The organism is Paenibacillus ginsengihumi DSM 21568 (assembly GCF_000380965.1).
GTDB lineage: Bacteria > Bacillota > Bacilli > Paenibacillales > NBRC-103111 > Paenibacillus_G > Paenibacillus_G ginsengihumi.
Map to the genome: position 1 here is coordinate 12,621 of NZ_KB905570.1, position 12,653 is coordinate 25,273.

Annotated in this window: 13 protein-coding genes; 9 read left to right on the forward strand and 4 right to left on the reverse strand. The window is 54.3% G+C overall.

Features of this window, described 5'->3' with window-relative positions; genetic code table 11:
- Nucleotide 1 precedes the first annotated feature (1 nt).
- Together F591_RS0113170 and F591_RS28045 are read left to right on the forward strand one after the other, a co-directional pair.
- Complete coding sequence (locus tag F591_RS0113170) at nucleotides 2–1,315, forward strand: sensor histidine kinase (RefSeq protein WP_019535078.1); 1,314 nt, start codon at nucleotides 2–4, stop codon at nucleotides 1,313–1,315.
- A gap of 662 nt (nucleotides 1,316–1,977) precedes the next feature.
- Nucleotides 1,978–2,196 carry a hypothetical protein gene (locus F591_RS28045; RefSeq protein WP_019535080.1) on the forward strand — a complete coding sequence of 73 codons (219 nt, stop codon included), beginning with the start codon at nucleotides 1,978–1,980 and terminating at the stop codon, nucleotides 2,194–2,196.
- Nucleotides 2,197–2,541: 345 nt separating this feature from the next.
- Here the strand turns inward: F591_RS28045 and F591_RS0113190 are convergent, their stop codons facing one another.
- On the reverse strand, nucleotides 2,542–3,894 hold the full coding sequence (locus tag F591_RS0113190) for a serine hydrolase (protein ID WP_245581037.1): 1,353 nt from the start codon (nucleotides 3,892–3,894) through the stop codon (nucleotides 2,542–2,544).
- Nucleotides 3,895–4,195: 301 nt separating this feature from the next.
- On the opposite strand from F591_RS0113190, the gene F591_RS0113195 reads away from it, so the two are divergent.
- From F591_RS0113195 to F591_RS0113205, 3 genes are all read left to right on the forward strand, one after another.
- Nucleotides 4,196–4,729: a TetR/AcrR family transcriptional regulator gene (locus tag F591_RS0113195; RefSeq protein ID WP_019535083.1), complete on the forward strand. Its 534-nt coding sequence runs from the start codon at nucleotides 4,196–4,198 to the stop codon at nucleotides 4,727–4,729.
- Between the two features lie 655 nt (nucleotides 4,730–5,384).
- Nucleotides 5,385–5,792 carry a metallophosphoesterase gene (locus F591_RS0113200; protein WP_019535084.1) on the forward strand — a complete coding sequence of 136 codons (408 nt, stop codon included), beginning with the start codon at nucleotides 5,385–5,387 and terminating at the stop codon, nucleotides 5,790–5,792.
- On the forward strand, nucleotides 5,789–6,841 hold the full coding sequence (locus F591_RS0113205) for a bifunctional metallophosphatase/5'-nucleotidase (RefSeq protein WP_019535085.1): 1,053 nt from the start codon (nucleotides 5,789–5,791) through the stop codon (nucleotides 6,839–6,841). Before F591_RS0113200 ends, F591_RS0113205 begins: the two co-directional genes overlap by 4 nt.
- Nucleotides 6,842–7,110: 269 nt before the next feature.
- Here F591_RS0113205 and F591_RS0113210 read toward each other — a convergent pair whose 3' ends face one another.
- On the reverse strand, nucleotides 7,111–7,389 hold the full coding sequence (locus F591_RS0113210; protein ID WP_019535086.1) for a hypothetical protein: 279 nt from the start codon (nucleotides 7,387–7,389) through the stop codon (nucleotides 7,111–7,113).
- Nucleotides 7,390–7,527: 138 nt separating this feature from the next.
- Here F591_RS0113210 and F591_RS0113215 point away from each other — a divergent pair, with 138 nt between their 5' ends.
- Both F591_RS0113215 and F591_RS0113220 read left to right on the forward strand, forming a co-directional pair.
- The gene (locus F591_RS0113215; RefSeq protein WP_019535087.1) at nucleotides 7,528–8,115 is read left to right on the forward strand and encodes an RNA polymerase sigma factor; all 588 of its coding nucleotides are present in this window, start codon (nucleotides 7,528–7,530) and stop codon (nucleotides 8,113–8,115) included.
- The gene (locus F591_RS0113220; protein WP_026326587.1) at nucleotides 8,076–9,101 is read left to right on the forward strand and encodes a DUF4367 domain-containing protein; all 1,026 of its coding nucleotides are present in this window, start codon (nucleotides 8,076–8,078) and stop codon (nucleotides 9,099–9,101) included. The genes F591_RS0113215 and F591_RS0113220 overlap by 40 nt, the downstream gene beginning before the upstream one ends.
- A gap of 67 nt (nucleotides 9,102–9,168) precedes the next feature.
- Here F591_RS0113220 and F591_RS0113225 read toward each other — a convergent pair whose 3' ends face one another.
- Together F591_RS0113225 and F591_RS0113230 are read right to left on the reverse strand one after the other, a co-directional pair.
- Nucleotides 9,169–10,224, reverse strand: coding sequence for an NAD(P)/FAD-dependent oxidoreductase (locus F591_RS0113225; RefSeq protein WP_019535089.1), 1,056 nt, complete (start codon nucleotides 10,222–10,224; stop codon nucleotides 9,169–9,171).
- 24 nt (nucleotides 10,225–10,248) lie between these two features.
- On the reverse strand, nucleotides 10,249–11,217 hold the full coding sequence (locus tag F591_RS0113230; protein ID WP_019535090.1) for an ABC transporter substrate-binding protein: 969 nt from the start codon (nucleotides 11,215–11,217) through the stop codon (nucleotides 10,249–10,251).
- Nucleotides 11,218–11,527: 310 nt separating this feature from the next.
- On the opposite strand from F591_RS0113230, the gene F591_RS0113235 reads away from it, so the two are divergent.
- A complete protein-coding gene (locus tag F591_RS0113235; protein ID WP_245581038.1) occupies nucleotides 11,528–12,331 on the forward strand; it encodes a stalk domain-containing protein in 804 nt (267 codons plus the stop codon).
- Between the two features lie 92 nt (nucleotides 12,332–12,423).
- Nucleotides 12,424–12,576 carry a hypothetical protein gene (locus F591_RS31420; RefSeq protein ID WP_019535092.1) on the forward strand — a complete coding sequence of 51 codons (153 nt, stop codon included), beginning with the start codon at nucleotides 12,424–12,426 and terminating at the stop codon, nucleotides 12,574–12,576.
- Nucleotides 12,577–12,653: the final 77 nt, after the last annotated feature.

The following is a 12,653-nucleotide window of genomic DNA, read 5'->3' on the forward strand; positions in this document are numbered from 1 at the left end:
GATGTTTACGAAGCTGCGCAACAAATTTCTCATCCTGAATATGTCGATGACTTCCCTGGTGATGATTGCGGCGTTCGCTGTCGTTTATTTCGTGACCTACAGCAACATTCACGGAGAAATTCAAAACCGCTTGAACGCGCAAAGCAGCAAGCAGGTCACGCTCGAAGATGGCGACATTCCTCCGGAAATGGATCCAGAAAAGCCGCCGGCCTTCGTCCGCCATGTGTCGTCGGAGGGGCCGGTTTCCTTCGATATTGAGGTAGACGCCAGCGGCCGAATTCTCGCGGTGAATTCATTCATCGACATGCCGGATGAAGTCTATGCCCAAGCGGCAGCGCTGGCCTGGAGCCAGCCGAACAGCCATGAGGCAGTTACCTTGGAAGGAAGAAAGTGGCGATATGCCGTCAAGCCAATGAGCCATCAAGTCATTCGCGGGGATGGACAGCAATATACCGTGCTCGAGGACAAATATTCCTTGATGTTCCTCGATGTGACGGACGCCTATCGCACCTTGTTCCAGCTGCTGATGACTTTGCTGGCCGTCGGTCTGGGAATGCTTCTGATCTTGCTGGCCACCAGCCTGTTCTTTGCCAACCGGGCTATTCAGCCGATCGCCGCGGCGTGGGAGAAGCAAAAGCAGTTCGTCGCCGACGCTTCCCACGAGCTGAAAACCCCGATTTCCATAATGAACGCCAATTACGATGTCCTGATGGCCCATCAGGAAGAGACGATAGGCAGCCAGCTCAAGTGGCTCGGTTATTTGAAAATCGGCACAGACCGCATGACCCGGCTTGCGAACGATCTTCTGACCTTGGCCAAGCTCGAGGACGCGCAGCTGGAGGTTCGCAAACAGCCGTTTGATCTCAGCGCCGCCGTGCAAGAGACAGTCGCATCGATGGAGAAGCTCGCCATGGACAAAAACATCCGGCTCCGCCAACACGTCGAACCCGGCCTTATCGCGCTCGGGGACGCCGATAAGGCGAAGCAGGTCGTGGCGATTTTGCTGGACAACGCCATCAAGTATGCGGATGCGAACGGACGCATTGACCTGTCGCTGACCAAGTCCAAGCGGCGAGCCGCGTTTTCCATCACGAACAGCGGGCCGGGCATTGCCGCGGACGATTTGCCGAAAGTATTCGACCGGTTCTTCCGGGCGGACCGCTCCAGAACGCATGACGCCGGCGGCTTCGGCCTGGGGCTGTCCATCGCGAGGACGATTACCGAACAGCTCGGCGGCGAGATTCATGCCCACAGCGTTGAGGGAGAGTATACGACGTTTACTTTTTCGCTTGGAATAGCCCCCCGTTCGCCTTAAACTATGATATGATGACTTTGTATTCACATTGTTCGGTTATGCCGGATCAGGCCGTTCATTAAGCTTGTCCATACGGTAAGCGGGGGGATCGTATGCATGCGTTCTCTTTATCAGCGGGCGCCTGACGATACAGCGTGGAAGTTCTTTTCGATATAAGCTGATAAGATGCCAGCAGTACAATCCGGACAACCGTAAAGCGAGGGACGGACTCCGGTGCCGTTATTTTGGTGAAATCGGCTGTTTTCAAAATGTTACGGACACCACAGACCTTATTTAGCATGGATGGGCACGTATCCGTTCTTTTTCGAGCTAGTAGCGGCCATCCTGTCCGTTACCAATTAAAATGGCTACTTTTCAGGCAAATTAGAGCGCCCGTGTCCGTTAACCTCTCTGCGCTCGGGTCTGTCGCCACACAGAGGGAACCGTTCCATTCCCCGCTTCGGGGCTTTCGGCCCCTTCCTCAAGCATCGTTTTGCCCCTTCATTTTATTCATCTGGGCCAAGATCATTTCGTTGCACTGCCGGATAAAATTAAGAATCAGAAGCATTTCCTGCTCGTTGTACTGTGAAAGGATATCGAGCGTCGATTGCAAGATAGGCTGAAACAGCGGCGAAATAAGGGCCAAGCCTTCCGGCACGGGCGGACTGCTGAAGGGTTCTGTCATGACGGCGAGTACCGATTCCGATATTCAGCCGCGCTTTCTTACCGCAGAAGTGGCGATCGTACATCGCATTGGCGAGGTGCAGCTTGCAGATCCTGCCAAGGACACAGGCGACCGGGGATCCATCAATACGAATGTGGTGGAGAAGCAGCACGAAGAGTGGAAAATCACGGCGTTTCACAATTGCCGCATCCAGCCGCTGCCGCAGGGGGGGAGATAAGTGTAGCGGTGGCCTGGCCCCGAGAAAATGATGTGCGTGGACCGAAATGCCGCCTGTCAGCAGCAGTACGACGATCGCCGCAAGCTGGACGAGTACCGAAGCCGCGGCGCAGGCGGTTCGCATGGGCCGCGGCATCGTTTCTAAAAGCGGTCAGAAGATAGAAGACTGGCGGGATATCGCAGAGCGGCTGCCGTGATAGAATGCGTTATAAGCCGCTCTGCGCCGGTCGAGGCGATTCCGAGGCGATTCACACCGACCGGGCCCGGCTGGCGTATTCGGACAGCAGCTCCTGCCCGTTGTATCGTCGAGCTCACATTACATGGACGGAGCCGCCGCTGCGCCGCCTCAGGCTTCCCGTTCGGCCCGTGTCGTCTCCTCCTCGCTGTACCACATGAAATACTGGGCTTCCCCGTTCTCTCCCCGGACAAATTCGACCTCCGCCGTTACCTCCCGGATGAAAAAACGGCTCTCGTTCAGCGGATACATGGCGAGCGACATCCCGTTATCGAGGAGCAAATAAAGCCGTCCGTCCTCCACGGCCACCTCCACGCGCATGCTCTGCCCGTCCTCCGTGTCGCTCCCCAACGTGTATCCGCCGACATAACGCTCGTACACGGAAGGATCGACTTGGACGATGATCCGCTCTGCCGGGGGCTGCGGCAGCTCGTAATCCTCATCGCACAAAATATGCTCCAACGCTTCAATCACCTTTTGGCTGTATGGCAAATCTTTCTCCGTATTTTGCAGCACAATCAGCGTCATCTCTTGATCCATATAACGTCTCATGACGGTAGCGTAGCCCGGCCATCCTCCGTTGTGGCTGACGATGCGGCCGATGCCGGCTTTTTGCTCAATGATCCATCCCAATCCGTACTCAAAGGGTTGTTCGCTGTTCCTGCGCACCGGAGTGAACAGCTCCTCGCGAAGAGAAGCATCCAGGAAATCGTTCGAATACAAGGCCCGATCCAGACGCAGCAGATCGTGCAGATTGCTGTTCACCGTGCCGTCGCCCTGAATGCCGTCCAAATACCGTACATAATCGAGCTCCTTGACCGTATCGGGCAAGACATAAGCGCCCTCGTCCAGCGAATACACAAAACCGTAGGCGTAGTCAGGGATCGTCTCTTCTTTCCAGCGGCGGTTGTACACTCTCGTCCGGTTCATGCCGAGGGGCGCGAAGATGCGGTCCTTCAAGCAGTCGGCGAACGTCTGGCCGGATACCCGTTCGATCAGCAGAGCGAGGATGACATATCCCGTATTGCTGTACATCCATCCCTCATTGGGCGGGAACAGCGGCTCCGGCCGATGCCGAATCAGCATATCGAGCACATCCCGATTCGTGGCAATGACCGAGCGGTCCCAATGCTCGAACATCAGCTCCATATAATCCGGCAGCCCGGACGTATGCCCGAGCAAATGCCGGATCGTTATCCCCGGATAAGGGAGCTCCGGAATCCACTTCGCCACCGGCTCGTCGAAATCGATCTTGCCGGACTGCCTCAGCAGCGCGACGCCCAAAGCCGTGATCGGCTTGGACAGCGAAGCCAGTTCAAACACCGAGTCCACGGTCAGCGGCCGGCCGGTACGGAAGTCGGCGAGCCCGATCGCCTGCTCCAGCAGCACTTCCCCATGCTCCGCCGCCAAAAATACGCCGTTCATAACCCCCTGCTCGCGAATCTGCTCAATAAAAGTCTCCAAGCGTTCCCGCTTTGTGCCCATACGAACATCCCCTTTACTTGTAGGTAGCCCCTGCGAAATCGATAACATGAATAGGTTCATGACAAACGGCGTTATGCTGTGCCTTTATCATACAACCTCCAGCCGCTGTCGATGCAAGCTACCCTGTTTTGGCTAAAGTATAACATTTGACACATAAACCGTCCAGACGGTATAGTTATTTAACGAAGGCTGCGACAAACAGGGAAAGCCCAGCCTGCAGCGCTCGCGGTTCGGCAAAGCGCTCAACGCAAAAACGACCGGAGAATTAGGTGGTGATATCATGAGCCGTAAATCAAAACGCAGCATCATATTATCTGCAGCTTCGGCCATTATTTTGAGTCAAGGGGTCGAAAAGCTTACGCTTGAGGCGGTCGCCAAGGAAGCCGGCATCAGCAAAGGGGGCCTGCTTCATCACTTCCCCAACAAGCAGGCGTTAATCATCGCGTTGATTAAAGAATCATCCGACCGGTTTTATGCCGAGCTCGAGGCCAAAGCGGCCAAAGACCCTCATGAAGTCGGCAAGTGGAGCCGCGCGTATGTTGATGTCACTTTCAACGACGATAAAAAAGAAGAGGACCTGCATGCGGCGCTAACCGCCTCGCTGTTCACCGATCCCGAGCTTCTCGGATTATATCGTAACGATTATTTCCTTTGGCAGAAGAAAATAGAAACCGACGGAATCGATCCCGTACGCTCCGCTGTCGTCAGATTAGCCGTAGATGGCCTGTGGTTTGCCGAGATCTTCGGGGTCGGCGTGCCGGATAAGAAACTGCGTGATCAAGTCATGGAGTATTTACATCAAATGACCAAATGATGCGCCGAAGGCCCATTGAAATTTTAGTTGGCGGATCGCCGCCAAATGGTCAGGCTAGTCCCTATTTATTGCGACTCTATGTTATGAGTCTATAACCTTTCCTCTTTTCGTCGCATATTCATATAACTAAAAGAAGGAAAGGCGGTAGAACGATTGATGCGACGCTTACGGAACAGGTCTGGACTCTCTCTGCTCAAGCCGGGTTCTTCTAAGGCAAGAAACAATCCTACCGTTTCTCCGGGATGGAGATCGGCCAATTGGTCGGGCTATGCGATCAACAAAGCGAAAAGCGGCTCGTTCCGCAGCATTGCCGCCTCTTGAACGGTGCCAACCGAATCAACGGGGGGTTATGGTGCAAAATGGCCGCATCGTCTCCACTCCTTCGCTGCCTAATCGAACGGGAGACGGCTTCTCCGTCGCCTATGGCGCGAAAATGCCCAAGCCTCCGAACGGCGTTCGGGGGACATAAACGGCGTAAAAGATGCCGCTCCTGTTAGTTACGGGAGCGGTTTTTTGGCTTACGCATAATACCCGCCTGCGGAAGGATGCGCGCCCCTTTGCCAAATCTTCATATCGAGTTAACGCTCCCCTAACACTGCTATGGGACGATCGATCATATACTTACTTTCAACTAGAAGGAGCTGCTCATCCAGACATGAAGAAGAAACTTTTTCAAGTGATTACTGTGTTCGCCACCTCGGATATTCATTCTCATCTCGAGCCTTACAAGCCGGGGGAAGGCAAGCGTGAAATCGGCGGCCTGGCCCGCATGAGCCAAATCGTGAACGACATGCGCGCGGTCCAGCCGAATACGCTGCTCGTCGACGCCGGCGACGCTCCGTACAATACCAATATCGGCAATCTGTTCGAGGGCAAGTCCACGATCGATGTCATGAACGCGATGAAATACGATGCGATGGTGCTCGGCAACCATGATTTCGACTTTCCTTATCCCGTTCTGGAGAGCAATGCGGAGCGAGCCTCGTTCCCGTTCCTGTCGGCTAATACGCTTTACGAGGGCGCGCAGCCGGAATTTTTGGGCCCTATGTCATTAAGGAATTGAACGGCGTCAAGATCGGGATTATCGGCGTTACCGATGACGAAAGCCACTACTATACGCATCCGAAGAACGTCGAGGGGATCAGCTTCAACAATGAATTCGAAGCGGCGGGACAAGCGGTGGATGCCGTGAAGGACCAGGCGGACGTCGTGATCGCGCTGGCTCATCTGCACGGAGACAACCCGGTGCTGCCGACCAAGGTCAGCGGCATCGACGTGGAAATCGGCGGCGGACAAGACGTCGTTGCTTTTCCGCAAATCATCGGCGATACGTGGCTGATCTCTCCCGGCAAGCACGCCGAGGTGCTCAACCAGATCAACCTGAACATGATGGACGGCCAAATGCTCGGCTTGAACTTCGCCCATATTTTCTTGACGGAAAATTTACCGGAGGATCCGGCGGTGACTGCCGTGATCGATGATTACCGCAGCCAGCTGGACGGCAAGATGAAGGAAGTCGTCGGCCAGACAAGCGTGGCGCTCGACGGCGAGCGGCAGACGGTGCGGTTCAAGGAATCGAACCTCGGTAACGCGGTGGCGGACAGCCTGCGCGAGATGACGGACGCGGATATCGCGCTGCAGAATGGCGGCGGCATCCGGGCCAGCATCGCCGCAGGCGACATTACGCTGGAGCAGGTGTATGCGGCGCTGCCCTTCGACAACACGGTCGTCGTCGTGGAAGCGAGCGGCCAGACCGTGTGGGATGCGCTGGAGCACAGCCTCTCCTGGTATCCGGACGCGGCCGGCGGATTTTTGCAGGTATCCGGCTTGACCTACACGTTCGACGCCTCCAAGGAGGCCGGCTCGCGTCTTGTCGAAGTCATGATCGACGGCAAGCCGATCGACAAGACGAAGATGTACAAGGTCGCAGCCAACGACTTCCTGACCGGCAGCGGCGACAAATTCACGATGCTGAAGGACGAGACGAAGCTGCTTTCGAAGACAAAAAGCTATCTGCGGGACGCTTTCTACGAATACTTGCAAAAGCATCCGACCTTGTCGCCGGAACTGGAAGGGCGCATTAAGATATTGAATGCTCCGAAGAGCGAGTAATGTGATGTCGGACGCGCTTGTAAAGATGTAGCACCAATCCATACTGCCTGCCTCGGGAGGGGAAAGGGTATGGGGCTCCAGCCGCTGCCCAAGTCGTATTTCTTTTTTCGATTATGCGGTAGGAATACGACTTCAAAAGCGGCCCGTCAACTTTCCGCCCCATACCCTTCCTCTCTGCTGCTTGTATCTGACGGCTTCTCCGTCGTCTATGACGCAAACGTTCAAGCCTCAATCGCTCCTGTCTATCGGGAGCGGTTCTTTTCTACCCATTATGCATAGTACCCGCCTTTGACGGGATATTCGCCATTGGCCGAATAATATTTGTAAATCTTGCCGAACGCCCGGTTCGCCATCGGCTGGCTCATCAGCTTGGACGGCAGCAGCCGGACGACCTCATCCATCGGCGCGTCTTTGGACGTCTCCCCTGACAAGAGCTTGGGCACATCGACCTCGAAGACGCCGTCCAGCTCCCTCCGGCACGAGCCGTACCGGTATCTCGCCAAGGTGCCGGTCACTTCGACAAGCTCGAACTCAATACAAATGGCCACAAATCCCACCCCGCTTCCGTTGCAAAATCATCTATACTAAACCTGATTCCAAAAACGAATATCGTCAGATGTCCCTTTTGACATCCTTCATGTGTTATAGAAGTATACTGCGGCCTAAGCGAGGGGGTGAACGAAGCTTTGGACGAAACCATCGAATACCGGGTCAAGCAGGTGCAGGCGGGCCATACCGAGGAATACGCCCAGATCGTGCAGATGTTCCAGCGGCCTATTTACGTGTACTGCTGGCGGCTGCTGGGCAACCAGGCGGAGGCCGAGGACGCCGTGCAGGACATTTTGGTTCATGCGTACCAAAAGATCGGCATGTACACCCCGAGGGTGAGCTTTTCCTCCTGGCTGTACAAAATGGCTTACCGTCACTGTCTGAATCTCATTCGGCGGCAAAATCTGCAGCGCAAATTCAAGCAGTGCCTGTTTCCGTTCGCGACGACCGCGGACAGCGCCGAGCAGGTGATGACCCGCCAGCTCTTCAGCGAACCGCTCAGCCGGGCGCTTGATCAGCTGACTGTGGAAGAGCGCAATTTGCTGGTGCTGCGCATTTTTGAAGAAAAGTCGTTCCAGGAAATCGGGGACATCGTCAACAAAAGCCCGGATGCCGTCAAAAAACAATACGCCCGAACCAAAGCCAAGCTCAAAAAAACGATGCTGCACATGGAGGAGGAGCTTCAATGCCAAAATTACCCTTCAGCTCTGAAGAACAAAGTCTGAGAAACATGGACCGTCTGCCGCAAAATGTTCTGAATGTACAGACCTTCGATGTCACCGATCGGGTGATGGCGCGGATTCGGCAGAGCTCGCAAGAGAGCAGCGGGCCGACTGCCGCCAGGCGCCTTCGCCCCCGCATTGCGGCTCCCGCGCTCGTCGCGATTGCGGTTTTGGGCACGGCCGTGTCCGGGTACGCCGCTTCCCAATATCTCGAGCTGCGCAACAACAAGGGCGATGTCGTCCTAAACACGGCCGTCACCAGCCCAAGCACTGACGATGTCAAGCAGCGTGTGCGGGCCGAAGAGGCTTACCGCGAAGAAGCGAAAAGCCGGCTGCAGCCCGGCGAATACGCCGCTTATTATGTAAAGGACGGGGACGCATCGAGCCGTCAGATCGATTTTGTCTACAAAGAGAACGAAGTGTCAAGCTTTGACCGCCTGCAAGAAGAAGCGAAACGGACCGGGGCGCCGCTCTTTCATGCTCCCGTTCATCTGCCGGACGGCTACCGATTCGACCTCGGATACGTTTATCCGGTCTTCGCCATCCCCGCCGCGAACAGCGCGGAATATCAAGCGCTGACCGATGAACTGATCCGCAAGGCGGAGGCCGCTCCGGAAGGCGACAAGCTGGTTACGCATAAGCTGAATCCGAATCCGTCCGATCTTGAGTTTAAACTTACCTTCGCCCGGTATGCCAAAGGAACGGACTATGTCACGATTACAGCCTCCAAGTACGATCCGAAGTCCTCCTCCTTCACGGTGATGCAGAACGGCCAGGACAAGGCTGAACAACTGACCGTGAACGGGGTCGAAGCCTATTATATCCAGGCCGGCGAAGGAAGCCAGCCTCTGGAGGCGGGCAAAAATCGTCTTGGCTGGCTGGACGAACAGCGCGGTCTGAATTTCACCTTGTCGGATAACCAGGATAGCCCGCTGTCCAAAGAGGATCTGATCCGCATTGCCGAGGATCTGATCGCGCCGCAGCGTTAATCGACACCATAGCATACGAACGTCCCCGAGTCGGCTCTGTCATCGGCCGGGGGACGTTCGTCATGCGTTACCGCTTCGTATACAGATGCTTCATCAGCTCGCGGTTTTTCTGGGCAAACCGTTCGTTATGCGAGGAAACCATGCCGTAAGCCGCGGCCTCCGGCTCGATGTACTGCTTCGCCCTATTGACGGCATTCGCGGCGTCCTGGAACGCCCCGGCGATCAGGCGCAGCTTGCCTTCGTGATGCAAAATATCTCCCGCCGCGTAGATTCCCTCGACCGACGTCTCGCTCATCGGCGTGCCGGCCAGTGAGTATTCGTTCTCCCATTGGAAATGAAGCTCGCTGTTCTCGAGCAAATCCCGATCACGTTCAAACCCATGGTTAATGATCACTTCATCGACCGCCAGCTCGCGGATGGTGCCATCATCGGTATTCCGCAGCACGACGCGCTCGATGCGTTCATGATCGGAGGAAGCGATCAGCTTGTCGATCGTCGTATTCAGCAAGCATTCGGCCGTGCTGTTGAACAGCCGGGTTACTTGCGATTCGTGTCCCTTCAGAATGTCATTGCGATAGGTCAGGTATACTTTGTCCGCGATCGGTTCCAGCTCGTTGGCCCAGTCGATCGCCGCATTGCCGCCGCCGGAGATCAGGACCGTTTTGCCTTGGAAGCGGGCCAGCGACTTGACGGTATAATGCAGGTTCGTCACCTCGAACTTCTCCGCTCCTTCGAGGTCCAATTTGGTCGGCTTCAGAATGCCGGCGCCGATGGCCAGAATGACCGTTTTGGAATAGTGCTTCTGCCCGGAGGCCGTATGCAGGACAAACACGCCCCGCTCGTCCTTGGCAATGGAAGTGACCTTCTCCCCGAGCACAACTTCCGGCTGGAAGGTCAGCCCTTGAGCGACCAGCTGCTCGATGAGCTTCGCCCCGGGAATCGGCGTCAATCCGCCGACGTCCCAGATCATCTTTTCCGGATAGATGTTCACCTTCCCGCCAAGAAAAGGCTGAAATTCAATCAGCTTCGTCTTCATCTCCCGCAGCCCGCTGTAGAAGGCGGAGAACAGCCCCGCCGGTCCGCCGCCAATGATCGTAACGTCAAAGATAGACTCCTGATTCATGTTGAAATCTCTCTCCCCTGCAATTTATTTGGACAGCAGGTCAATGGCCTGCTCGAGCGACTGTTCAATGGCTATCGGAGAATAAGCGAACCACGGGTCGACATCGACGTAATATACCCGATTGTTTTTTACGGCGTCCAGGTTCTTCCAGATGGGGCTTTGTTCGATTTGATGGAACATGCCTCCTGCATCCTTGGCCGCCTGGTCGTAGATCAGCATGATAATTCGATCGCCCGCATATTCGGGAAGCTTCTCCATCGATATTTGTTCGAACACGAATTCCTTAAAATCCGGGTCCTGCTTCAGCTTCTCCTGAATGAACGGAGGCGGCGTCAGCTGCAGCGAGCGATAGATCGTATGGCCGACATTCCGGCCGCCGTAAATTCGGAGCACGTCTTTGCCGTATGCCATGAAGATCGTGACGACTTCGTCTTGGCCGATCGCGCCCGCCAATTGGGTCCGCCCTTCCGCCGCTTTCGCCTCCAGCCTGGCCATCCATTGCTCGGCTTCCTGCTCGCGGTTCAGCACCTTGGCAATCTCTTTAAACTGGGCGAACACGTCGCCGTACATCCATGGAACGACCACCGTCGGAGCGATCTTGCTCAGCTGCTCCACTTCCTCCGGATTGGCCGACAGAATCAAATCGGGCTCGAGCTCCAGCACTTTTTCAATTTGGAACGGGCTGCCGAGATCGACGACCCCTTCCTGCAGCTCGCCCAAATAGTTGTTATCCAGCACATGGGTAGGCGCGCCCAGCGGCTTGATGCCTAACGCCAGCATCGCATCCAAATATTGCGTCGTCACGACCCGCTGCGGATTGACGGGAATTTCCACTTCCCTGCCTGTCGCATCGGTATAGACCCGCGTGGCCGCATTCGCATCCGCAGGGGCGCTGCCGCCAGCCGCCGGCTGTCCGCTCCCGCATCCTGCCGCCGCGGTAATAACTAGCGATATGAATAATAAAATAAGGAACGCATTGCCTTTTGTTTTCAACCTTAGACTCCCTCCACATGATTCCGATCGCTAGAGCTGCAGGTATGCAGCACTTGCACCGCTTAGCCGACCCGAGCCGACCAAGCCCGCCTTGTCTCAATTCGAAAAATCGATAATGAGAATCATTATCATGAAAAATATAACAAAGTATTGGGCGATAATCAATAGGAAAAAACGCGGCTCTTGTGCGTCGAGCTGCGGTTGATGGTCAGGGAGGGAAAACTTATTAATGTTTGCTTTGGAATGCGGAACTCTTTCAGGTTAACTGCCGTGTATTATCATGGTTGGATCAAAACATACATTCGAAAGGATGGGTACTGTGAAAAAATTTGTTTTAGGCGTGGTTGTAGGCAGTGTGTTGTCTTTGAGCACGTCTATTTTTGCTTCTGAGCTCATTCAGGTATACCTTTTCCCTGTTAAGTATGTATTTAATAATGTTGAAAAGGAGGTGCCGGAAGAGTATGTCAGCTTAAATTATAATGGTCATGCATATGTTCCCATTCGATTCATTGCTGAAAATACGAACATGAACATTGGATATAATGAAGTGGAACAGAAAGTGGTCGTTAACTACAGCGTTCAAGGTGAACCGCCGGCACCTGTCCCTCCAGGAGATCAAGTTCAACCGACTCCGGAGAATGGATTGCCTTACCGAACCAATACCCTTATGCCTTTCGGTAACCTGCGAATTACCAAAGAGGGTTCAGGATCCAAGATTTCTCTGCAGGTATATAATGACGCGCCGCAAAATGAAGTAGGGGGAGTCTTAAGGTTGTTCGACGGTGAAGCGAATCCATTGGCTGAAGTTGTCGTTAATCATACATTCGATCATGCAGGTATCTCCAATTACGAAACCATCGTTGAAGGTGATATCTCGAACTACAAATACGTAACTCTAAATTTCGGCAAAGTGAACGGAACGCTCATCAGGCGAGTGACAACGCAGGAAGAAGAAGAAAACTACGCAATCAAGGATTTGAAGTCCAGGAATGTCAACGATCATCAGATATCACAACTGAGCGATAAGAAAATAAATATTAGAGATATCATCGCTCAAATGCAGCTAAACGATCAACAAGTGTCTGAACTCATTTATTCCGTTATAGCTGATTAACATCAAAGACATCCTCTGGCCGCAACATCATAGCAAGCCAACGGCCCTAGCGCCGAATCCTTTAACCTTGATTTTTGAGAGAAGGGGAGTATATGGAGATTATCCTCATCATTTTATCGATTGTAATCCTTTTCGGCATTATCCGCTGGGCGATCGATTTGTCGCAGAATACCTCATTGCTTAAACAGCAATTGAAGGAGCTTCAGGAGATTAAGGAGTTGTTGAAAGAGATGAAAAAGCAGTAGCCGTTTAGCTAGCGGATCGTCAATCCATAGCGCCAATCAAGCAAGGCGGGGTCCCGAGAGACTCCCGCCTGTTGGCA